The sequence below is a fragment of the Bacteroides sp. AM37-9 genome (assembly GCF_003603455.1).
Classification (GTDB): domain Bacteria; phylum Bacteroidota; class Bacteroidia; order Bacteroidales; family Bacteroidaceae; genus Bacteroides; species Bacteroides xylanisolvens.
Genome location: NZ_QTNF01000005.1, coordinates 147,951 through 171,684, shown reverse-complemented (window position 1 = coordinate 171,684; position 23,734 = coordinate 147,951). Strand labels below are relative to the sequence as shown.

The following is a 23,734-nucleotide window of genomic DNA, read 5'->3' as shown; positions in this document are numbered from 1 at the left end:
TCAAGAATGGCTTTTTTTATTGAAATACTTAATAAAAGTTAAAGGGGAATAGGGGTTTGGATGGAATGAGGTAGTAACTTGTATACCTATCAAATAACTTAAAAGTATTGATATATGAAACACAGAACAACTTTTGTTAAACTCCCGCAAACTCATATAGGGAGAAGTAAAAACTGGAAAGTATTGCGGACTATTTGTTTTATGTTATTCCTGAATTTTTCTTTTGAAACTTATTCCCAAATAACGATGAACGTGAAAGAACTTTCTTTGAGAGCTTCCTTAAAGAAGGTTGAACTGGTAAGTAATTATAGGTTTTTCTATAATGAGAATCTTCCAGAATTAAATCAGAAAATATCTTTGAATGTAAAGGATGCAACAATTGATCAGACAATGAAGCAACTTCTGGATGGGATGGAATTGACTTACACCCATGAACACGAAAATGTTATCGTTTTAGTTCGTAAAACTCAACAGAGTAAACAATCCACAAAGAAAATAACAGGTACGATAGTCGATGAACATGGGAATCCGATTGTTGGTGCCAGTATAACAGTTAAAGGAACTTCTAACGGAACGATTACAGATTTGGATGGCCGTTTTTCTTTAGAGATACCATTGGGAACAACACAATTATGGGCTTCATATATAGGTTATATTGATCAGGCCGTTTTGCTTAACAATAGATCAAATATAACAATCTCTTTGAAAGAGAATATTGAATTGTTGGATGAAGTTGTTGTTGTAGGTTATAGCGCTCAGAAAAAAGTGAACTTGACCGGTTCTGTGGCTTCGGTGAATAGTGATGTTTTGGCTGCCCGTCCAATTCATAATGCGGTAACTGGATTGCAAGGTAGTTTACCTGGAGTTTCTATTACAAATACAACGAGCCGTCCGGGTGATAATAATACTAGTATACGGATTCGTGGTATTGGAACACTGAATAATTCTAACCCTTTGATTTTGATTGATGGGGTAGAGGGTAATATCAATACGTTAAATCCGAGTGATATAGAATCTGTTTCAGTTCTAAAAGATGCAGCCTCATCTGCAATCTATGGTTCACGCGCGGCTAATGGAGTTATTTTGGTAACAACTAAGAAGGCGAATAAGGATATGACTCCTACGATTACTTACTCTGGTTTTTTTGCTTTGCAAACTCCGACTGCTCTTCCTGAAATGTGTGATGCGGTTGAATATTTGACTTTATTGAAGGAGGCGACTGCCAATGTCGGTAAGCCATGGGGATATACTCAGGAGGATGTTGATGCTGTAATAAACAGAACAGACCTCAATAATAGGGCTAATGTCAATTGGGTGGATGAGCTTTATAGAAGTACGGCGCCACAGCACGGACATAATGTAAGTTTGAATGGAGGAAGTAAATCCCTTGGTTATTATCTGTCATACGGTAATTTGTCAACATCAGGATTATTTGTAGGCAATGGTTACCATGCATCAAGAAATAATCTTCGAGTGAAAGTTACCACTACTATGTTGGATAGAGTAAAAATTGATGCAAACTTTGGATATACTGACGTGGATAATTGGACTCCTGCCAGTAGTGATTCGTCAAGTGACGGTCTTTTCTATAAAGCACTAAGGAGTTCTCCATTAACTCCTGTTCGTTTTACAGATGGAGGATGGGGGTATGGAGGGAGTTCTGCCAATCCGATAGCTATTATATATGATGGTGGTTTTATTAACTACAAAGCTCGTGAAACAAACCTGAGTTTGGGTGGTGAAATGGAAATTTTGAAAGGATTTACTGCCAAAATACAATATGCTACTCGTCTCAAAGATGTATTGCGTAAGCAGCAGAGTAATAAGATACAGCATTATATACCGGATACAGATACTCCTTTGGCTTCTTCGTCTACTACTAGCAGCATTTCTCAGAGAGATATTTCAGAACGTTATCAGAACATCCTTGTACAAGGTGATTATGAACGGACATTTGGTAAACATACGGTTCATTTATTGGCAGGGTTTTCACAGGAGTGGAATGAAAACCAAACAATGAACGCATCTCGTCAAGATTTGGTATCTGATGATTTACATGTACTTAATGCTGGAACCGAGAAATTTGATAACGATGGCATGGGCGAGGAATGGGCGCTTCGTTCTGGTTTTGGAAGAATCAATTATAACTTTGATGACCGTTATTTGTTTGAAGCAAACTTACGCTATGATTTATCTTCCCGTTTTCATCCCGATCATAGAGGAGGATATTTTCCTTCTGTTTCTGCTGCTTGGAGAATATCTGAAGAGACATTTATGAGGCGTACACGAAGTTGGCTTGATAATTTGAAATTCCGGCTTTCATATGGAACTTTAGGAAACCAATATACATCATCGCTTTATCCTTATATGGCTACTATAGAACCGACTACTTCTATAATGCCTATTGGAGGAAGTATAACCTCAGCTATGCGGCAGAATAGTGCTTCTAATAGGTATATTACGTGGGAGACTATAAAAATGACCAATTTAGGGTTAGACATGGGCTTGTTTAACAATAAGTTAAATATGTCATTCGATTATTTTATAAAGGATACAGATGATATATTGTTAAGAGTTGAATTACCAGGAGTATTGGGTGTGACGGAGCCTTACCAGAATGCAGGTAAGGTACGTAATAAGGGATGGGAGTTAGCTCTTTCCTGGAAAGATAAGATCGGTAAAAACTTTACTTATGGTGTGGATTTCAACTTATCTGATGTTAAGAATGAGGTCGTAAGTATGGGTAATACTGCAGATGATTTTAGTGGTGATCAGATACGTGCTGTTGGCTATCCTATCGATGCTTTTTGGGGATTTCAGGCTGATGGGCTCTATACTGTAGATGATTTTGACTATGATGTGAATACAGGAAAGTATACTCCTAAAAAAAGTACTCCGGTTATAGAAGAATTGAGAACAAAGGTGCAGCCAGGAGATATTAAATACCGGGATTTGGATGGTGATGGTGAGATAACAACAAAGGATGACCGTACTTATATTGGTAGTGCTATTCCTAGATATACATACTCTTTAGGGGTAAATGCAGCATGGAAAGGCATTGATCTTAAAGTGTTTCTGCAAGGTGTAGGCAAGTGTGACGGTTACGTTGGCGGAATGGGACGACATGCTTTTACAGAAGTCGCGAACTATCCTCAGAAAGTACATTTAGACCGTTGGACATGGGACAACCAAAATTCTCATGCTACTTATCCTCGTTTTACATATGATGAAACGTATAATAAGAAGTTTTCTTCGTTTTGGATTGAAGATGCATCTTATCTACGTGTGAAGAATATTCAATTGGGATATACATTCCCGGCTCAAAAGATTAATTTCTTGTCAAAACTGCGTATTAGTAATTTAAGAGTTTATTTTTCGGGGGAGAATTTGTGGACTTTGACAGATTTCTTTTCTTCATATGATCCGGAATCTCCTATAAGTGATGGCGGTTATTATCCTATTACAGCTTCTTATTCGTTTGGTTTAAGTATAACCTTAAAATAATTATTTGGTATGAAAGTAAATAGTAAAATATTAATCGGTTTAATTTGTGTCATTATATTGAGCGGATGTAATGATTCGTTTCTGGATAGAATCCCATTGGATGATTTGACAGATGAGACTTACTGGAAAACGGAAGAACACCTTATTCTTGCCGCGAATGCTTGTATTAATGGTTTGCGTGGGAAAGGAACATCAGTCGATATGGAAATGTTGGGAGATAATGTTGTAAGAGAACGAAGTGCAAGTTATAAGAATATAGGTGCGGGTACATTTACAAGTGATTTATCTACTATTAATTCGGAGTGGGATACTAACTATAATGGAATTCGTCGTTGTAATCATTTCCTTGAGAATTATGAAAGAGCGGAAAAGGTTGCTCCGGAAAAAAGAGAAAGATATGCCGGAGAAGCCCGTTTTATGCGTGCATACCATTACGTATATTTGATAAATTTCTTTGGTGATGTTCCCTGGGTAACCCGTACATTGGATATTAGTGATTCGGAGTTGTATGGAGCACGTGAAGATAAAGAAAAACTGGTAGATTGGGTACTAAAAGAATTAGAACTGTCAAGTAACCAATTACCTTATGCTAAAGATTTGAAAACGACAGAATTTGGAAGACCTTCCAAAGAAGCGGCTTGGGCTCTTAGTTCTCGTTTTGCCCTTTATCATGAGCGTTGGGATATTGCTGTTTCAAGTGCAGAGCTAGTAATGGAGACCGGTTATCATGAATTATATAGTAACGGAAATCCTGCTACATCCTATTATGAAATGTTTACTTATGCGGGGAATGCTTCTAAGAATAGTAAGAACAAAGAGTTTATTTTAACAAGAGTTTTTAGTGAGGATGCTAAGCAAACGCATAACTTGAGTCGTGAATTACAGGTGCCTAATGAAGAGGCACGAATGGCTCCTTCACGTTCATTGGTAGATGCATATTTATGCAATGGATTGCCTGTTACTAATCCGGCTAGCGGTTATAATGATAAGACATATGTAACTTTGTTTGACGGACGAGACCCAAGATTAGAACAAACTGTATTAAAACGGGCTACTAAATGGGGAGGAAACCCACAGAACAGTACATATTATCAACCCAAACTTGGTGGAACAGCTTTGTCTGGTTGTAGAACTCCGTCAGGCTGGTATTTTAGAAAGTTTGTGGAGATATCGGCAGTTGCCAGATATAATAAGGATATGAATGACATACCCTTGATTCGTTATGCGGAGGTTCTTCTGAATTGGATTGAAGCAAAGTATATGAGAGGTGATCAAATAGACCAAACAGATATCAACAGTTCTATTAATCTGTTGAGGGGTAGAGTTGCTGCTCCTTTGATGATTCTTGCAGATTTGGAGTCGAATGGCATGAACTTGCGTGATGAGATACGTCGGGAAAGAAGAGTGGAGTTAGCTCTTGAGGGTGAACGTTATTTTGATATACTACGTTGGAAACAAGGTAAATTGTTGTCGGAAGACGTGAAAGGAATACGCAAAGCATCTCTGAATCCAGATCAACAGGTCTTTGTTGATGACTTGCCGTTGGATGAAGATGGGAATATAATTTTGATGACTGGTAGAATCTTTGTTGAACCGAAAAACTATTTATGGCCGGTTCCTTTTATTCAAACCCAAAGAAATCCGAACTTACTACCAAATAATCCCGGTTGGGAATAAACTTAGATAAATAATGAGTCCATTTGAAACGGCTTATTTTGAGTTGTATATTTCGGATGGACTCCATAACATGAAGAATATGAGAACTAGTAATTTTTTTCTTGGCTTGACCATATTTTTACTGGCAGCTTGTTCTTCATCTATTGATGAAGACTTGGACATAAAAAAAGATGTTGATGATCCGGTTTCTGAAAAAACATTTTCTTTGCTTTCTGTTGATGTCGGATACATAGAAAATGCAGACGCTTTAGCCGGACTGATTGGTGATGTTAATAGTGATATTGCAGCCATACAGAGAACCGGAAATGGTTTTCCAATGAAAACGGCCTACGCTTTAAGCAAAAAAGGTCAAAGGTGGCAAAATCACTTTTTTAGTGAGTCTTATCTTGTTCCGGGGAAGGGAACCGGTTTTCTATCTAAATCCATTATTAATTCAACAGAAAAGAAAGAGTTGGGTGACGTTTTATCACTTGGTATTGTAACATATCAGCTTGAAGATGGTGAAGATGTTTGGGTTGCGACTTGTAGGTTTGATGAAAATGATGCCGATAAGCAACTTCGACAAGCAGAAGCTTTGGCTAACTTTGCTGATATTGTGTCGAAAAAGTTAGTGATTGCTGCTGCGGTTTATGCTGACGAATCTAGTTCTGTCTTTGATATATTGGATAGGAAATATCGTAAGATATACAATTCGGCGGAAAATAATTCTCTAAGTTCCAAGACTGAATATAATTTCATATTGGCTCCTTTAAAACAGAATTGGACTACTCAGCTTATACAAATAGAAGGAGAAGAATTGACTTCAGTTTACAAGGCTACTTTGGTTAAAATGATATTGAAATAGAATGTTAAATGGAATTAGATTATAATAAAATGAAAAAGTTTTTTTTGATTGCTGTATTATTGAATATGTTGTTTGACGGTTATGCGCAGACAACCTTAAAAGTCATGTCTTTTAATATACATGCCGGGGCTGATGCTTCATTGGAACAATTGGCTTCTTTTATAAAAAAACAAAATCCAGATGTTGTAGCGTTACAAGAGGTAGATTACTATACTACTCGTTCTAAAGGAGTTGATATGTTATTGGAATTATCATACCTGACTGGTATGCATGGGATGTTTTTCCCAGCAATTGATGCTCATGGTGGAAAGTATGGGAATGCTATTTTAAGCAAATATAGTTTTGATGAGACACAAAAGAAAATATTGCCTTATACTTCGGGGACAGAAAAGCGTTGTGCTGCCATTGTGAAAATAGTACTAGATGATGGTACTTCCGTGTGCGTTGTCGGTACACATTTGGATATGGCGAATCTTTCTAATGGTTTGTTGCAAGTAGGAGAATTGACAAAGATACCTCAGACAGGAGAGTTGTGTGTCTTGGCAGGTGACTTGAACAGAAGAGTTGGTACGGAACATATCAACTTACTAAGTACTGTATGGGATTTAGCCGTAAGTAACACTTTTGATCATGTGGCTTATTATCCTCAAAATAGATGGGTGGTGAAAGAAACTAAAATTTTTGAAGAAGTACTTTCTGACCATAAAGCTATAATGGCAGTTTTAGAAATCAAATAAGGAGTGGAATACTTTACTTACCTCATTAATAAATTGAAATAATAAAAAATGAATAGAGCAGAATTTTTAAGAATAATGGGAGCTGGTGCAGCAGCTGCCGCGATGAGTAATTTTACATCAGTATCTCAAGCAATGGAAAGCCTGCAACAGAAAAAAAAACAGAATAATGGGCTTATAGAGGAACTATCGTCTACTCTTGAAAGTCAAGAAGCAGTAGTAGATAAGCCAATAACAGCGATTGTTATTGGTGCTGGTGCCCGGGGGCGCACCTATGCAAGTTATTCGGAGCATTTTTCAAAATCACTGAAAATAGTTGGTGTGGCAGATATAAATAAAGAACGAAAACTACACTTGAAAAATAAATATAATTTATCAGATGAACATTGTTTTAATGATTGGTCTGAAGTATTCAGTATTCCTAAATTCGCGGATGCCGTCATTATTGCTACTCCGGATAATTTACACTATCATCCTTGTTTGAAGGCATTGGAAGCTGGTTATGATGTTTTACTGGAGAAACCGGTCGCTCAATCTGTAAAAGAATGTACGGATATTCTGAAGTATGCCAAGAAATATAATCGCATTGTGGGGATATGCCATGTGTTGCGCTATGCTCCCTATTTTATGGCGATGAAGAAAGTTTTGGACGCAGGTATGATTGGCGATATTGTCAGTATTCAACATATGGAATGTATTCGCTTCCATCATATGGCTCACTCATATGTTCGCGGTAATTGGAAGAGTGCTCGGGAAACTACTCCTATTGTTATAGCAAAATCGTGTCATGACATGGATATGATGCGTTGGTTAGTCAACAAACCGTGCAAGTCTCTTAGTTCTTATGGTGGCTTAACTTTGTTTAAGCGCGAAAATGCCCCGGCTGGATCTACGGAACGTTGCCTTGATTGTGCTGTGGAGGCAGAATGTCCTTACTCGGCTAAACGTATTTATTTGAAAGATAGACGTTATCTTTATGTGTTTGATATTCCGGATAATGAACGGAATGATAAAAAATATGCTTCGTTGATTATGGACAAATTAAGAACTACAGATTATGGACGTTGCGTTTTTAGATGCAATAATGATCAGTGCGATCATTTTGTTACTTCAATGGAGTTTGAAGGAAACATTACTGGTGCTTTTTCTATGGAGGCATTTACGGCAACTGGCGGTCGATTGACTTGTATTATGGGCACTAAAGGATGGCTGAAAGGAGATATGAAGAAGTTTGAGGTGACGGATTTCTTAACCAATAAACATTCTGTCTGGAATCAGGATATATCATCTTTGCCCGGATATGAGGGGCATGCAGGTGGTGACTTTGGCATTGTCAAAGATTTTGTTTTAGCAGTGGCTAACCAAGATGCTTCTTATCTGACCAGCTCAATTGATCTTTCTATTGAAAGCCATGTGATGGGATTTGAGGCTGAACATAGTCGGGTACTTAAAAAGAGGATTGAGCTATAATGACCGTATATTCTCCACCGGATATATATATGGTGGAGAATTAAAATATCAGACATTTTGGGGAGATAGGAAAAGAGAAGGAAGAACGATAAAATAATGAATGAATATTGAAATGAGATTATATTGTATTTTATTATATGTATTTATATTATCTGGATTGCATGCTCAACAGGCAGAAAATAGGGAATATCGAAAAAATCAAACCTTTATAGGGAATGATAGTGATATTATGGTTGTATCTCACCGTGCCGATTGGCGTAATGCACCAGAGAATTCATTACAAGGTATACAAAACTGTATTGATATGGGAGTTGACATGGTGGAAATAGATTTAAAAAAAACGAAAGATGGACATTTGGTGTTGATTCATGACAGAACGGTAGATCGTACAATGAATGGAAAAGGGAAAGTGGAAGATTATACCTTGGCGGAATTGAAAGCAATGCAGTTGAAAAATGGGGTAGGTTGTAAAACGAGACACCAAATTCCTACATTAGAAGAAGTCATGCTGCTGTGTAAAGGGAAAGTTATGGTAAATATTGATAAAGGATATGATTATTTTCAGGAAGTTTATGCTGTTCTTGAGAAAACAGGAACAATAGAATGTTGTGTAATTAAAGCCGAACTTCCTTACGAACAAGTTAAAGCAGAAAATGGTGATGTGTTAGATAAAGTAATTTTTATGCCTGTTGTGCAGCTTCATAAAGAAGGAGCGGAAGCTGTCATTGATAGTTATCAGACACACATGAAACCTGCTGCCTATGAACTGGTTTTTGATAATGACAGTCCGGAGATTCTTAATTTGATAAAGAAAGTACGTAATACAGGCTCTAATCTTTTTATAAATTCGCTTTGGCCTGAACTATGTGGCGGCCATGATGACGACCGTGCAGTAGAACTTCATCAGCCGGATGAAAGTTGGGGCTGGATTATTGACCAGGGAGCCAAGCTAATTCAAACAGATCGTCCTGCTTTATTATTGGAGTATTTGCGTAACAAGAAACTTCACGATTAAACGCACTTCCTTCATGTTGAAACAACTAATCAATTTTTACAAGGTCTCTTCACCGAGACCTTGTAACGGAGAAGCTTTGTCTTCATCCGATACCCGTCGTCTGAAGTTTCTGAAATGGTCTACTTTCCTTTCTGCGACTTTTGGTTACGGTATGTATTATGTGTGCCGTCTTAGTCTGAATGTCGTAAAGAAACCTATTGTAGATGAAGGAATTTTTTCGGAAACAGAGTTAGGCATCATAGGTTCCGTATTGTTCTTCACCTATGCCATCGGAAAATTCACGAACGGTTTCTTTGCCGACCGTAGTAATATCAACCGTTTTATGACTACCGGTTTATTGATAACTGCTTTGGTTAACCTCTGTCTCGGTTTTACTAATTCTTTTATCCTGTTCGCTATCCTTTGGGGGATTAGCGGCTGGTTTCAATCTATGGGAGCAGCCTCTTGTGTAGTAGGGCTTTCTCGTTGGTTCACGGACAAAGAGCGCGGTTCATACTATGGCTTTTGGTCTGCGAGCCATAATATCGGCGAAGCGTTGACTTTTCTGATAATAGCCTCAATTGTCAGTGTGTTGGGCTGGCGGTATGGTTTCTTCGGAGCCGGTATAGTGGGATTGATAGGAGCGTTGATCGTCTGGAAGTTCTTCCATGATACTCCCGAAAGCATGGGATTTCCTTCGGTGAATGTTCCCAAACAGAAAAAGGAAATGAGTGAGACAGAAACGGCTGATTTTAATAAAGCACAGCGTCAGGTATTGCTGATGCCTGCCATTTGGATACTGGCTCTTTCGAGTGCTTTTATGTATATCAGTCGTTATGCTATCAATAGTTGGGGCGTTTTTTATTTGGAAGCTCAAAAGGGTTACTCCACCTTGGATGCCAGTTTTATCATTTCTATTTGTCCGGTCTGTGGCATAATCGGTACTATGTTTTCAGGTGTTATTTCTGATAAGTTATTTGGTGGACGTCGCAATGTTCCTGCGTTAATTTTCGGGTTGATGAATGTATTTGCTCTCTGTCTGTTTCTCTTAGTTCCGGGAGCTCATTTTTGGATAGACGTGTTGGCAATGGTTCTTTTCGGTTTAGGTATCGGAGTTTTGATCTGTTTTCTGGGTGGTTTGATGGCAGTGGATATTGCTCCCCGTAATGCTTCGGGTGCTGCATTGGGAGTAGTCGGTATTGCCAGCTACATCGGAGCCGGATTGCAGGATGTGATGAGCGGTATATTAATAGAAGGGCAAAAGACTGTTCAGAATGGCGTTGATGTTTATGACTTCACGTATATCAATTGGTTTTGGATTGGTGCTGCTTTGCTTTCGGTGTTGTTTGCTTTGCTGGTATGGAATGCAAAATCAAAAGAAGTGGATTAAAGTGAGTACATTAGGTTAGAATATAAGTCTTTGTTTTCGAGGTATTAGACACCATTCCGGGAAGTAAGTAATGATTGCTTATCTTTCTGGAATGGCTTTTTTATAATCAATTAAATAGAAAGTTTTATGGAAAATTCATTGAATGATGAATTATTGTGTTCATTGAAAGATGAACTTCGTGAAGTAACTGCACAAATCAATGTGCATAGTGAAAAATTAATGGATCTGCTCGACCAAAAAAAAGAATCGTCGGTCAACTGACTCGAGAGATGTCGCATCTCACGCCTGTCATCATCGAGTATCGGGGAAATCCGAAGCAATATGTCTCTGTTGTGCTCGATGCCATCAATCTGGGTAGGTTGACATATGACGGAGTAGCAAATTGCGAACAGACTTTTCGTGCGTTAGCAAGCGTTGTAGATGTGATAAGTCCTAAGAATGGGAAAACGCTTAGTGTAGAGACGCTGGTGTCTTATGAGAAGAAAAAGCGTGCTGGAGAATTTGAGGAAAAATAATATAAAATAAAAAGACGATTGTTGTATAGTTGAACAACAATTCGCATATTTGCAGTATGGAAAGCCTCAACGTAACCTCCGTGCATACGGAGGTTACGTTGAGGCTTTCATGGAGACTTTAACCGAAAAGGAACAAGATAAAATCCAGTATGGACTACTCTTGTTGAAAACACAAGAAAGACTCTCCACTAAATTTGTAAAATTTGTTCAGGACGGAGTTTTTGAACTTCGTACAGAATATAATGGTAATATATACCGGGTATTTTTCATTTTTGATGATGGAAATATTGTATTGTTGTTTAATGGCTTTCAAAAGAAGTCGCAAAAAACACCGGGTAGTGAAATAGATAAAGCATTAAAAATAAAGGAGGAATATTATGCAAATAAACAATCATCAAATAGTAGATTATGACGCTGTTCTTGATGCGAAATTTGGAGCAGAAGGTACTCCCGAACGTGCGGAAGCAGAAGAAAAAGCGTATGCTTTCTACACCGGGCAAATTATCGAAGACGCAAGGAAAAAGGCTAAGATTACTCAAGCAGAGTTAGCCCGACGTATCGGTTCCGACCGTTCTTATATTTCAAGAGTGGAAAGTGGTCAGACAGAACCTAAGGTTTTTACCTTCTATCGCATCATGAATGCGTTAGGTTGTAGGATCGAATTTTCGATGTCTTTATAAGAAGCGATTAAAAAAAACATGGTGGGAAATTTGAAAAAGACAGTTATCTTTTTCAAATTTCCCACCGTTTTTTTGAGGAAGAAAAAGGAAAAGGTGAGGGTAGGTGAGGGTAAATTTCTAACATTCGTATTTTTTTTTTAGAAGAAAATAGAAGAATAGAAATAAGAAATATAAAAATGAAAAGTTGCAAAAGTACCCTCACCAACCCTCACCTTTTTGCGTGCGAAGGAGATGAAATCTTATTCATATAGCCTGTTTGATTTCACCTGTTCCGTATCAATAATGAATACAGTGTATCTTCTCCCGTTTTTTCCCTTATGAAATTCGAAGCCGTGTTTGGACATCACTTTTCCTAGTTGGGCTTTGGTTCCGTGAGAATATTGATACCCCGTCCGTTCGCGAATCAATTCCGCAATTTCAGTGACCGTCAGATAATGCACCTTTTCGAAACGTTCCGGTTTGCGGATATGTGTCAACACCAGTTCTTCTTCCGGTGAGTGGAAAATGAAATCCTCGTTGTTCTCTTCAATCCGTGAGTTTTCCGATTGGGTGAACCAATACTGATACCCCGGCTTGTTGAGCAGATACTTGATTTGTGCATACAACTGCGCGTAGTTTATTTTGATAAACTCCATCGAGTTGACATGAAAGCAGAGAAAACGGCGGTTACCTGTGGTGTCGTGAAGCACTTCCTGATAATTGCATGTGCCGGCAAAAGAAGCCGTGTGAGGGAAGTTCTGTGAACGCCGCGCGTATGGCAGGCGGATGCTGATTACTTTGCGGGTAACCAAATCCTTGAAGATATTCAGTTCCCGTCCGTTCATCCCTTCAAACTCATCCAGATTGATAAGCATCGCCTGCGCTATTTTGGCCAGATCATCCTTGTTGTTCGGGTTGATAAGACCGGTAGAAAGATAGGCGCGCAATTCGGGCGGCAGCAGGTTGTTGATAAACGTAGTCTTTCCGATGTTCTGTATTTCGCTGCAAAGCAACAAAACAGTGTGGTTCACCACATCGTCTTGCGTGGCGGCAGCGCACATTCCCACCAGATAACGTTCCAGACATTCTACCCAAAATTTCTGGTGACTAGTATGCACGCTGTTGGCAAGGATACCGATATAATCCGTTCCGTCCCATTCAGGCAGCGAGTCTAAATACTCGCGAATAGGATGGTAGGTGCTGCTGAAGTCGGAGTAGATCAGATTCTGAATCGTCTTGACGGTGCACGAATAGCCCAGTTCGTTCATCTCCATCCAAATGCTGTTTTCCATCATTTCGTCGAGAATATGGAAAGGTTCCGGTTGCTCCGTGTCCGTTTTCCTTCTGCGATATTCCATGATATGAAGCACTTCGTTGTAGCGTGTATCGTAATTTTCTTTGATATGTTGCTCAATCTGTAATATTCGCTTCTGCGTACTATTCAGCTTGCGGGTGTCGAATTCCTCATTGTGTCCGTAAGCACTCCCGATCAGTGCGTCCATTTCATCCGCGGGAAGATCGGTGAACTGGCTCTTGATAAAAGCTGCCGCCTCTTCCTGGGGGACGCCGTAGCGATTGTACATACAAGCCAGGCAATGCAGGTAGTTGTTCCGGTTGCCGGTGACGTACTTTTCGGATTTATTGTGATAATAGTTCAGAGTCACCATTAAGGAAGCGTGCGAGGAATGGTAGTTGAGTGCCACTTGTTCGGTGAGGGGATTGTTGTCTGGTGCTGTCGTCTTTTTCTTTTTGCCGGATGCCCTTTTCTTCTTTTGAGACTTGAAGAACATCGGTGGCTGTTCCACGATGACAGCTGTGGCATCGGGATTGAAATAAATATCCGGATCGTAAGAGAACAGGCAAGTGCGGCTGACATCCTGTCCGGAAGTGTCGACCTCAACTCCGCAGAGTTGGGCATAAAAGGAAGCGATTTTGTGATAAGCGGCATGATGGAAATCTTCAATTTCCTGAATCGTTTCGGGCAATGTCCCGTCCGTCCGGCATACACGTACCACGATTTTCAGTCCCATTCCTTTGGGACTGATGAAAGCGATGCGGGTGTGGGCACACTTTTTTGCCAGTGCGAGGATGCGTGCCAATGCTTCCTGTGTCTGATGGTCGATGTCTACCACGATGTATCCCAGATACTTGACGAGAGTTGCGTTTGAACGTCCTCCCCGGTAGTTGGCTGAAAAGGTGATTTCCGGTAGTTCTATTTTCTTTTCGTTGGCTGCTTTCTCGCCTTGTTCCGCGAAGATTCGGCGCACGTCCTCCACTGTTTCCCGGTATGTGCCGTTGCTGATGGCCGATACGATTTCTTCTTCTGTCATTTCGGCTATGACGCGGTAAAAGTCTTGAAAGATGGTAAAATGATCCATGTTGGTTTGTTCTTTTTAATTTGCGGTTGCAAAGAAATTTGTTTGTAAAATAATAGAATGGAACTTTTCGTTTTTTTGATTAAGTTCCTAGGGTTCTCCTAAATAGCGTATGATCGTTGCCACTTGCCGGGGAGAGAGAAGCCGGTTGCGGGCACGATAGCCTTCTTGTTCGAGTTCTTGCAGGAGCGGAAGGTTGTAGACAATCCAACGACGTAGTATTTGTAAGGCTACTTTAAGGCATACGTTGGGGTTGTAAAGATGAGCTAGTTCCGACTTTTTATAAGTGCGGATATGAAACGGCTGATCCGGATAATACATGATGAATGATATTTGGTTTATGCTATAAAGTTACTGAAAATTAATGGTTTAATAAAAGAATAACGTCATTATTATTCATAGAGTATCAGGAAACTTCGTTGGGGAATCCGGAGGGTGAAAAATGTGTTATCTTTATGTCGTTAACAAATAAGGAACGCGTTCGAAATGTGTGAAATCTTAAAATTATTTTATTATGGCAATGACAGTAACTTATTCAGTAGTGCCGCGCAAGAATCCTGCCAAAAAGGATGAGTCGGCAAAGTATTACGCGCAGGCACAGGCTTCGGGAGAGTTGGATTTTGAAGAGTTGTGCGAGGGAATCACCAGTCGGTCTACCTGTACGGAGACAGATGTGCGGGCCGCCATTTCGGGTATTCTTTATGAGGCGAAGCGTGCGTTGAAAGCGGGAAGAATAGTCCGGCTGGGTGATTTGGGCAGTTTGCAGATCGGGTTGAACAGTGAAGGAGCTGTGTCGGTCAAGGAGTTTTCAAGTTCGCTGATTACGGCTGCCCATATTATTTTCCGTCCCGGAAAGACGTTGGCGGACATCACGAAGATTCTTAGCTACCAGCAGGTAACGACGCGTGCGGTGGCCCAAACGGGCGGTAGCGGCAATGAAGGAGAAGACGATGACAAAGGTTCCGGTGGCGGTTCAGACGGTGGTGGAAGCGGAGAAGCTCCGGACCCGGCAGCATGATAACTTTAATATTGGATCAAATGAAAGAAATTGTAACTAAGATTTTGGATGTAATTATGTTCCTTGTGCCTTTCTTCGGAAAAAGAAAGCGGAACAGAATTGTGAGAGAGGTGCGCTTCAATGCCACCCATAAGGAAGTGTGTAATGTGAAAACGACGGAAAGGGAGAAGGACGATGAGAAAGATTAGTCTGATTGTGATTCACTGCTCTGCTACCCGTGTCGATCGCGACTTCACGGCGAAGGATGTGGACACTGCCCATCGCTTTCGGGGCTTTTCGTGTTGGGGGTATCATTATTATATCCGCAAATCGGGACAGATAGAACCGATGAGGGATGAAGATACGGTGGGTGCTCATGCACGCGGTTTTAATGCGATTAGTTTAGGGGTGTGCTATGAAGGCGGGCTGGATGAGAACGGAAAGGCAGCGGATACACGTACTTCCCGCCAGAAAGAGGCGATGCATCGTCTGGTAAGCGAGTTGTTGCAGCGTTATCCGGATGCAAAGGTGGTCGGTCACCGGGACTTGAGCCCTGACACTAATTATAATGGAATTGTAGACCCCTGGGAACGGATCAAAGAGTGTCCCTGTTTCGAGGTGATCGAAGAATCTGAGAGTTGAGAATGGAGAGTTGAGAGTTGGCTGCGCACTGTTATACTGCATAGTTAACTCTCAATTCTCAACTCTCAATTCTCAATTCTCAACTTCTTCAACTAATTGACCACCACAGTAGTGAAATATTCTTTAAATACCTCCACGGCTTTTTCAAGTTGTTCGGGGGTATTTTCTTTTACGTCTTTCAGCTTGTATTCTTGCTCCATCGCTTCATACTTATGTACGCCTAATGTATGATAAGGCAAGATTTCCACTCGTTGCACCATCTTATATTTTCCCAGAGCCTCTCCTAAACGGCGGATGTCTTCCTCGAAATCGCTGTATCCGGGCACTAATACATAACGCAGCCAGAAAGGTTTCTCGTTTTCTTCCAGCCATGCTGCCGTGCGGATGGTTTGCTCGTTACTTCTTCCGGTCAGTGCCTGATGGCGTGCCGGATTGAACTCTTTAATATCCAGCAATACAAGATCCGTCAGTTTGAAAAGTTCTTCTACTTCTTCGTTCCAGATACCACCGTTGCTGTCTATGCATACATGTATTCCCTTTTCTTTCAGTTCACGCACTAAAGGAACAAGTGCTTTGGCCTGAAACGTAGGTTCTCCTCCGGAGAAAGTGACTCCTCCGCGTTTCCCGAAAAAAGGACGTTGGCTCATAGCCATGCGGACGATTTCTTCCGGTGGAGTAGGTGTGCCTCCTTTCCCGGCTATTGTGTCAGGGTTGGCGCAATACAGGCAGCGGAAATTGCATCCTTGAAGAAAAACGACGAGCCGTAAGCCCGGCCCGTCGAATGTTCCCATACTTTCGTATGAATGTACGTTTATCGTCATATTGAGTAGATCTGATTACATACGTTCGTGGAAGCTACGGCTGATAACTTCCAATTGATGTTCGCGGCTCAACTTCACGAAGTTTACGGCATAACCGGAAACACGGATGGTGAGTTGCGGATATTTTTCCGGATGTTCCATGGCGTCGTAAAGCATTTCACGGTTCAGTACGTTCACGTTCAGGTGGTGAGCGCCTTTGGTGAAGTAACCATCCATCATTGTCACCAGATTTTCTACGCGATCTTCTTCAGTAGCTCCCAGTGATTTCGGAACGATAGAGAAGGTGTTGCTGATACCGTCTTGTGAGTCGCGGTAACGTAATTTCGCTACGGAACTCAAAGAGGCGATAGCACCGTTCTTGTCACGTCCGTGCATCGGATTGGCTCCCGGAGCAAAAGCGACACCTTTGGCGCGGCCGTCGGGAGTAGCACCTGTCTTCTTGCCATACATCACGTTGGAAGTGATGGTGAGCAAAGACAGAGTAGGACGGGCATTCTTGTAAACCGGAAGTTTCTTCAATTCTTCGCTGAAGAAATAGACCAGGTCAACACCCAGATGGTCTACCTTGTCGTTGTCATTACCGAAGCAAGGGAATTCGCCTTGAATATCGAAACCTTCTGTCAGACCGATGTCGTTGCGGCGTGCAGTCACTTTGGCATATTTGATGGCCGACAGTGAATCGAGGGCGATAGAAAGTCCGGCTACACCGTAAGCAAGGTTGATGCGTGGGTTGGTATCTACAAGAGCCATTTGGGCTTTTTCGTAGTAATACTTATCATGCATATAATGGATGATGTTCATCGCTTCGTTGTAAACACGGGCGATTTCTGTCAATACCTTCTTGTAGTTGCTCATTACTTCTTCGAAGTTCAGTGTGTCGCTGGTTAGTACGGGGATATTTTTCACCATTACCGTACCGGTGTTTTCGCAACGTCCGCCGTTGATGGCAAGCAGCAGGGCTTTTGCCAGGTTGCAACGTGCGCCGAAGAATTGGATTTGTTTTCCGATTTCCTGATAAGATACGCAGCACGCGATTCCGTAGTCGTCAGACTGGCGCACTTCACGCATCAGGTCGTCGTTTTCATATTGGATGGAAGAAGTGTCGATAGATACTTTTGCGCAGAATTCTTTGAATCCTTCCGGAAGTTCCGGGCTCCACAATACAGTCAGGTTCGGTTCCGGTGAAGGGCCGAGGTTGTAGAGTGTTTGCAGGAAGCGGAAAGAAGTCTTTGTCACCTTTGTGCGTCCGTCGTTGAGGCGTCCGCCCAGAGATTCGGTTACCCATGTCGGGTCGCCCGCAAAGATGTCGTTGTAAGATTGCATACGCAGGTGGCGCACCATACGCAGTTTGATGACAAACTGGTCGATCAGCTCCTGTGCGAAAGATTCTGTGATAGTTCCTTTGCTCAATTCATATTCCATATAAATGTCGAGGAACGAAGAGACGTTACCCAGTGACATGGCAGCACCGTCTTGTTCTTTTACGGCAGCAAGGTAAGCCATGTACACCCATTGTACTGCTTCTTGTGCGGTGTAGGCAGGACGGCTCAAGTCGAGTCCGTAGTATTCGCCCATTACCTTCATGTCCTTCAATGCCTTGATTTGCTCTGCCACTTCTTCGCGCAGGCGGATGCGGGCTTCGGTCATCGGACCGGTAAGGTTACGCAAATCTTCTTTTTTTGCCTCAATCAGTCGGTCGATACCATAGAGAGCCATACGGCGGTAGTCGCCGATGATACGTCCGCGGGCATAGTTGTCAGGAAGTCCGGTGAGGAATCCCAGAGAACGGAACGAACGGATTTCTTCGGTATATACGTCAAATACTCCGTCATTGTGCGTCTTGCGGTAGTGAGTGAATATATCTTTTACACGGTCGTCCACTTCCACGCCGTTTTCGTGACAGGCTTTGCTCACCACGTTGATACCTCCGAAAGGTTTGATTGCACGTTTCAGAAGTTCGTCTGTTTGCAGACCGACGATCAGTTCGTTTTCTTTGTCGATATATCCGGCTTTATGAGAAGTGATGGTTGAGACGGTGACATTATCCAGTGAGCGTACTCCGTTATTGGCTCTTTCTTCTGCCAGTGCTTCGAGGCAGCGGTTCCATACAGCTTTAGTGCGTTCGGTAGGTCCTTCGAGGAAAGAAGCATCTCCATAATACGGAGTGATGTTGTGACTAACGAAATCTCTTACGTTGATTTCTGTGCTCCAAAGACCGTCTTTAAAGATCTTATTTAATTCCATAAATGATAAAATTAGAGGTTGTAGTTATCCTTTTCTTTAAAGCGCACAAAGTTACAACGTTTTTTCATATAATCAGCATAAATATGCTCTATTTTATGCTTTTCAACATAAAATACCTAGATATTGCTATTCTTTGGAAATGATGTTCGTGATTTTTTTTTGTGAAAACTCTTGTAAGTTTAAAATATATTCGTACCTTTGCACCGCTTTTAACGAAAAGCACTTCTGAAAAGGAAGTTTTGGAGAGGTGGCAGAGTGGTCGATTGCGGCGGTCTTGAAAACCGTTGTACTGCGAGGTACCCGGGGTTCGAATCCCTGTCTCTCCGCTAAGAATAGCAGCTTTTAAGCTGCTATTTCTTTTGTGGAAAATATATTTCCATTGTTTGTTTCCTTATTGGAAAATAAGGAGAGGTGCTCGAGTGGTTGAAGAGGCACGCCTGGAAAGCGTGTATACCCCTAAAGGGTATCACGAGTTCGAATCTCGTTCTCTCCGCTTTTTTGTTTGTTGTTTAAAAAATGTTTGAAAGCGGCTGCCTTGATTTTTCAAAGCAGCCACTTTTTATTCTGGACATTTATTCCAACTCCTCGATAATCTTCTTCACATCTATCGGTTGCAATCTTCCGTACACTTTCTCGCCAATCATCACTACCGGAGCCAGTCCGCAGGCACCTACGCAGCGCAGGCAGTCCAATGAGAATTTTCCATCCGGTGTAGTTTCGCCGACTTCGATGCCTAGTACGCGTTTGAATTCTTCGAGCAACTTCTCGGAGCCGCGCACGTAACATGCCGTACCCATGCAGACGGAGATGGGATGTTTCCCTTTCGGGGTCATGGTGAAGAAGGTATAGAAGGTGACCACTCCATATACTTTCGATACGGGGATATTGAGTTTGGAAGCGATGATGCGTTGCATCTCTTCGGGCAGGTAGCCGTGCAGGTGTTGCGCTTCGTGCAAAATATTGATTAGTTCGCCCGGGTTGTTTCCGTGCTTGTCGCAAATCGTTCGGACTTGTTCTGCCACATCGCAGGCTAGTTTTATATCTGACATAATACTCTTCGTTTAAAGTTAATCCATAGATTTGTTGAAATAGTGCGTGTGCAATAGCGTTTCCGATATCTCGCCCAGTGGTTTGCCGAGATATTCTTCGTACAAGGTCTTGATGTACGGATTCTCGTGCGATTTGCGCAAAGGCTTGTTGGCGTCTTCGCGGTAGAGTGCGTTGGCGCGTGCATACAATATTTCCGAGTTGCCGTGATGCAACGGCTGTCCGCCTCCTCCGATGCAACCTCCGGGGCAAGCCATAATTTCGATTACATGATATTCGTTGTGCCCGTTCCGTATATCTTCCAATAGATGGCGGGCGTTGCCTAGTCCGTGTGCGATGCCTACTTTTAATTCAAATCCGTTTAGGTTGATGGTAGCACGCCGGACACCGTTAAGTCCGCGTACTTGTTCGAAGTTTACATTTTTCAGAGATTCTCCGGTATAGATTTCATAAACAGAACGGAGGGCGGCTTCCATTACACCACCTGTTGTACCGAAAATAACGCCGGCACCGGTCGACTCACCCATAGGGTTGTCAAACGGGCTGTCCAGTACCAGCGGGAAGCCGATATTGGCGCGTTTAATCAGTCGTGCCAGTTCGCGGGTGGAAATAGAATAATCTACGTCGGGAATACCGTTCACTTTAAATTCATCGCGGGCACATTCATACTTTTTTGCCAGACAGGGCATGATGGATACGACTACCAGCTTTTCTCTGGGAATTCCCATCTTTTCCGCCCAATAGGATTTGGCGATAGAACCGAACATTTGTTGCGGTGAACGGGCGGTGGATGGAATGTCCAGCATATCCGGGAAGTGATGTTCGAAGAAGTTTACCCATGCCGGACAGCAGGAGGTCAGGATAGGTAACCGTACGGACTTATCTCCGTTGAGATAGCGCGTCAGACGGTTTAGTATTTCCGATCCTTCTTCCATGATGGTGAGGTCGGCGGCAAAGTCAGTATCGAATACATAGTCGAATCCCAGTTCACGCAGGGCATAAACCATTTTTCCGGTTACCAGTGTGCCGGGAGGAAAACCGAATTCTTCACCCAGGGCAGCACGTACGGCAGGGGCTGTTTGCACAATCACCACTTTATCCGGGTTGGCTAAGTCGTCGAGCAGACGGTTCGTATAATCGCGTTCGGTCAGTGCACCCACCGGACAGACAGCTACGCATTGTCCGCAATAGGTACATTCGCTTTCCGTCATCATCCGGTCAAAGGCAGGGGCTATCGTCGTGTTGAATCCGCGACGGATGGCACCGAGCGCACCGACTGTCTGAACATCGTTGCAGACACTTTCGCAGCGGCGACAGAAAATACATTTATCCATGTTGCGCACGATGGAGGCGGTGATTTCCCGCTTGCGGGGAGAGAGCTCGCCTCCATTGAAAGGCATTTCGCGGATATTAAAGCGTAGCGCTAATGTCTGAAGTTCGCAATTGCCACATTTGGGGCAGGTGAGACAGTCGTTGGGATGATCCGACAGGATAAGTTCGGCTACCACTTTGCGTGCGTTCATCACACGTAGCGTACTGGTTTTCACTACCATTCCTTCCGTGCAACGGGTAGCGCAGGCAGGAGCCAGATTGCGGCGTCCTATAACCTCGACCACGCAGATGCGACAGGAAGCAGGATTGTTCTTTATGCAGGTGCCTTTCAGGTCGATGTGACACAGGGTCGGTATGTTGATGCCGATTTTCGTGGCAGCTTCAAGGATGGTACTTCCTTCCGGGACGGTGATGAAATGACCGTCTATCTGGAGGGTGATTTGTTTTTCTTCCATAGTAAATAAGATTTTAGCAGACAAGAATAGCGTTGAATTTGCAGCGTGCCATACACATGCCGCATTTGATACATTTATCGGGAGCAATGACATGTGGCTTGCGCACCAGCCCGCTGATAGCATCCGCCGGACAGTTTTTGGCGCATAGATGACAACCAATGCAACGTTCCGGACTGATGGTATACGTTAATAGTGATTTACATTGCTTGGAACGACAAGTCTTATCCCGTACGTGTTCCATATATTCATCGTAGAAGTTATCCAATGTGGATAAAACGGGATTCGGAGAGGTTTGTCCCAGTCCGCAGAGGGCCGTATCTTTGATGACTTGTCCCAAAGTGGCAAGTGTGTCCAGGTCTTTTTCTGTGCCTTTTCCTTCCGTAATCTTGTTCAGTAGTTCCAGCAGACGTTTGTTTCCAATGCGGCAAGGTGTGCATTTCCCGCAGGACTCTTCCACTGTAAAATCCAGATAAAAGCGGGCTACGGATACCATGCAGTCGTCCTCATCCATGACAATCATCCCTCCTGAACCCATCATGGAACCGGCCGAGAGAAGGTTGTCAAAGTCAATGGGAGTGTCCAGATGTTTTTCTGTCAGACAGCCGCCTGACGGTCCTCCTGTTTGTACAGCTTTGAATTTCTTTCCGCCTTTGATGCCTCCTCCGATTTCGTAGATTACTTCCCGAAGAGTAGTTCCCATCGGCACTTCGATCAGCCCTACATTATTAATCTTTCCGGCAAGAGCAAACACTTTGGTTCCTTTAGAACGTTCTGTGCCAATTGTTGCAAACCAGTCGGCTCCTTTGGTTAGGATAATGGGAATATTGGCAAGTGTTTCCACATTATTTACATTGGTTGGTTTTCCCAGATAACCGGATTCGGCAGGGAAGGGAGGTTTCAGAGTCGGCTCTCCTCGTTTTCCTTCCATCGAATGAATAAGGGCAGTTTCTTCTCCGCAGACAAAAGCTCCGGCTCCGTATCGTATTTCTATGTCGAAACTGAAATCTGTTCCTAAGATATGATCTCCCAGTAATCCGTATTCGCGTGCCTGATTGATAGCTGTTTTCAGTCGGTTGATAGCTAGCGGATATTCGGCACGGATATATACCAATCCTTTGGTGGACCCGATGGAATAACCGCAGACACACATCGCTTCTACAATCGAATGTGGGTCGCCCTCCATAATGGAACGGTCCATGAATGCACCGGGATCTCCTTCGTCGGCGTTACAAACCACGTATTTGACATCCGACTGTTGTTTGTTGGCAAATTCCCATTTCAGTCCCGTCGGGAAACCGCCACCGCCACGTCCGCGAAGTCCCGAACGTTTGATAATATCAATAACGTCCGTCGGCTGTTTGTTAAGCAGGCAATCGGCCAATGCAAAGTATCCTTCACGGGCGATATACTCTTCAATATTTTCGGGATCGATAAAACCACAGTTACGCAATGCGATGCGGAGTTGTTTCCGGTAGAAATCCATGTGCTTGGAGTCGCTGACGGTATGTTCCGTTTTAGGATCTACATACAGCAACCGTTCGATTCTTCGTCCTCCGATGATATGCTCGTTGATGATTTCTTCCGCATCTTCGGGAGTGACTTGGGTGTAAAAGGTATTATCGGGGATAATTTTCACGATAGGACCTTTTTCACAGAAGCCGAAACAGCCTACGGTGATGACTTCTACTTTGTCGGTGATTTCGTTCTTTTGGATGGCTTTTAGAAGATTGTCTGTAATACCCTGGCTGGAAGATGCCTTACAGCCTGTACCACCGCAGATCAGAATCTGAAGATGTTGCGCACCGGATGCCAGTCCGTAACACTTTTCAGTCACCTTTTCATTACTTTCTTCGCGCAATGAAAGATTGTGCTCTGCTCTCTTCCTGATTGTTGCCAAATCATGGATAGATAAAATTTTCATAAGTATCAGAATTGTTAGTCGGTTTTTTGCAAATATAGTTCTTTGTTTGAATAAAAGCAGTGTTCGGGCAAATAAAACAGGTCTTAATGAAAGTAATTAGGTAAATAATTCTC

General features: G+C 42.5%; 21 protein-coding genes and 2 tRNA genes. 16 read left to right on the top strand and 7 right to left on the bottom strand.

Annotation, left to right across the window (positions count from 1 at the left end; genetic code table 11):
* The first annotated feature begins 114 nt into the window (after positions 1–114).
* From DW862_RS05595 to DW862_RS05550, 11 genes are all read left to right on the top strand, one after another.
* Positions 115–3,504, top strand: coding sequence for a TonB-dependent receptor (locus DW862_RS05595; protein WP_081357937.1), 3,390 nt, complete (start codon positions 115–117; stop codon positions 3,502–3,504).
* 9 nt (positions 3,505–3,513) lie between these two features.
* Entirely contained in the window at positions 3,514–5,181 is a 1,668-nt protein-coding gene (locus tag DW862_RS05590) for a RagB/SusD family nutrient uptake outer membrane protein (RefSeq protein WP_074910053.1), read from the top strand.
* 79 nt (positions 5,182–5,260) lie between these two features.
* A complete protein-coding gene (locus DW862_RS05585; RefSeq protein WP_133304311.1) occupies positions 5,261–6,025 on the top strand; it encodes a hypothetical protein in 765 nt (254 codons plus the stop codon).
* 8 nt (positions 6,026–6,033) lie between these two features.
* Positions 6,034–6,762: an endonuclease/exonuclease/phosphatase family protein gene (locus DW862_RS05580; RefSeq protein ID WP_074910045.1), complete on the top strand. Its 729-nt coding sequence runs from the start codon at positions 6,034–6,036 to the stop codon at positions 6,760–6,762.
* A gap of 48 nt (positions 6,763–6,810) precedes the next feature.
* Positions 6,811–8,229, top strand: a complete 1,419-nt coding sequence (locus DW862_RS05575; protein ID WP_243636450.1) for a Gfo/Idh/MocA family protein — start codon at positions 6,811–6,813, stop codon at positions 8,227–8,229.
* 229 nt (positions 8,230–8,458) lie between these two features.
* A complete protein-coding gene (locus tag DW862_RS05570) occupies positions 8,459–9,244 on the top strand; it encodes a glycerophosphodiester phosphodiesterase family protein (RefSeq protein ID WP_243636449.1) in 786 nt (261 codons plus the stop codon).
* A 13-nt stretch (positions 9,245–9,257) separates the two neighbouring features.
* Entirely contained in the window at positions 9,258–10,613 is a 1,356-nt protein-coding gene (locus DW862_RS05565) for an MFS transporter (protein WP_120067433.1), read from the top strand.
* 126 nt (positions 10,614–10,739) lie between these two features.
* A complete protein-coding gene (locus DW862_RS26615; RefSeq protein ID WP_004302294.1) occupies positions 10,740–10,874 on the top strand; it encodes a hypothetical protein in 135 nt (44 codons plus the stop codon).
* 8 nt (positions 10,875–10,882) lie between these two features.
* On the top strand, positions 10,883–11,128 hold the full coding sequence (locus DW862_RS05560) for a hypothetical protein (protein ID WP_004315521.1): 246 nt from the start codon (positions 10,883–10,885) through the stop codon (positions 11,126–11,128).
* Positions 11,129–11,237: 109 nt separating this feature from the next.
* The gene (locus tag DW862_RS05555; protein WP_120067452.1) at positions 11,238–11,540 is read left to right on the top strand and encodes a type II toxin-antitoxin system RelE/ParE family toxin; all 303 of its coding nucleotides are present in this window, start codon (positions 11,238–11,240) and stop codon (positions 11,538–11,540) included.
* Positions 11,506–11,808, top strand: coding sequence for a helix-turn-helix domain-containing protein (locus DW862_RS05550; protein ID WP_120067432.1), 303 nt, complete (start codon positions 11,506–11,508; stop codon positions 11,806–11,808). Before DW862_RS05555 ends, DW862_RS05550 begins: the two co-directional genes overlap by 35 nt.
* Before the next feature lie 239 nt (positions 11,809–12,047).
* On the opposite strand, the gene DW862_RS05545 is transcribed toward DW862_RS05550, so the two are convergent.
* Together DW862_RS05545 and DW862_RS05540 are read right to left on the bottom strand one after the other, a co-directional pair.
* Complete coding sequence (locus tag DW862_RS05545) at positions 12,048–14,165, bottom strand: BT4734/BF3469 family protein (protein ID WP_074910036.1); 2,118 nt, start codon at positions 14,163–14,165, stop codon at positions 12,048–12,050.
* An 87-nt stretch (positions 14,166–14,252) separates the two neighbouring features.
* Complete coding sequence (locus DW862_RS05540) at positions 14,253–14,483, bottom strand: DUF4248 domain-containing protein (protein WP_004305834.1); 231 nt, start codon at positions 14,481–14,483, stop codon at positions 14,253–14,255.
* A 193-nt stretch (positions 14,484–14,676) separates the two neighbouring features.
* Here DW862_RS05540 and DW862_RS05535 point away from each other — a divergent pair, with 193 nt between their 5' ends.
* From DW862_RS05535 to DW862_RS05525, 3 genes are read left to right on the top strand one after another with little or no spacing between them, the layout of a single operon-like run.
* On the top strand, positions 14,677–15,180 hold the full coding sequence (locus DW862_RS05535; protein ID WP_004305836.1) for an HU family DNA-binding protein: 504 nt from the start codon (positions 14,677–14,679) through the stop codon (positions 15,178–15,180).
* Positions 15,177–15,368, top strand: coding sequence for a hypothetical protein (locus DW862_RS05530; protein WP_004302306.1), 192 nt, complete (start codon positions 15,177–15,179; stop codon positions 15,366–15,368). The genes DW862_RS05535 and DW862_RS05530 overlap by 4 nt, the downstream gene beginning before the upstream one ends.
* The gene (locus DW862_RS05525) at positions 15,355–15,801 is read left to right on the top strand and encodes an N-acetylmuramoyl-L-alanine amidase (RefSeq protein ID WP_120067431.1); all 447 of its coding nucleotides are present in this window, start codon (positions 15,355–15,357) and stop codon (positions 15,799–15,801) included. Before DW862_RS05530 ends, DW862_RS05525 begins: the two co-directional genes overlap by 14 nt.
* 92 nt (positions 15,802–15,893) lie before the next feature.
* Here the strand turns inward: DW862_RS05525 and pflA are convergent, their stop codons facing one another.
* On the bottom strand, positions 15,894–16,622 hold the full coding sequence (pflA, locus tag DW862_RS05520) for a pyruvate formate-lyase-activating protein (protein ID WP_120067430.1): 729 nt from the start codon (positions 16,620–16,622) through the stop codon (positions 15,894–15,896).
* Between the two features lie 15 nt (positions 16,623–16,637).
* A complete protein-coding gene (gene pflB / locus DW862_RS05515; protein WP_004308785.1) occupies positions 16,638–18,866 on the bottom strand; it encodes a formate C-acetyltransferase in 2,229 nt (742 codons plus the stop codon).
* Between the two features lie 241 nt (positions 18,867–19,107).
* On the opposite strand from pflB, the gene DW862_RS05510 reads away from it, so the two are divergent.
* Positions 19,108–19,192: transfer RNA gene (locus DW862_RS05510), tRNA-Ser, on the top strand.
* Positions 19,193–19,271: 79 nt separating this feature from the next.
* Positions 19,272–19,359, top strand: a tRNA-Ser gene (locus tag DW862_RS05505).
* Positions 19,360–19,438: 79 nt separating this feature from the next.
* Here DW862_RS05505 and nuoE read toward each other — a convergent pair.
* Genes nuoE through nuoF form a run of 3 tightly spaced genes read right to left on the bottom strand, consistent with a single transcriptional unit; the run spans position 19,439 to position 23,621 of the window.
* Positions 19,439–19,915: an NADH-quinone oxidoreductase subunit NuoE gene (gene nuoE, locus DW862_RS05500; RefSeq protein WP_008021615.1), complete on the bottom strand. Its 477-nt coding sequence runs from the start codon at positions 19,913–19,915 to the stop codon at positions 19,439–19,441.
* Between the two features lie 18 nt (positions 19,916–19,933).
* The gene (locus tag DW862_RS05495; RefSeq protein ID WP_074910024.1) at positions 19,934–21,700 is read right to left on the bottom strand and encodes an NADH-dependent [FeFe] hydrogenase, group A6; all 1,767 of its coding nucleotides are present in this window, start codon (positions 21,698–21,700) and stop codon (positions 19,934–19,936) included.
* Between the two features lie 13 nt (positions 21,701–21,713).
* Positions 21,714–23,621, bottom strand: a complete 1,908-nt coding sequence (nuoF, locus tag DW862_RS05490) for an NADH-quinone oxidoreductase subunit NuoF (protein WP_008774971.1) — start codon at positions 23,619–23,621, stop codon at positions 21,714–21,716.
* Positions 23,622–23,734 lie beyond the last annotated feature (113 nt).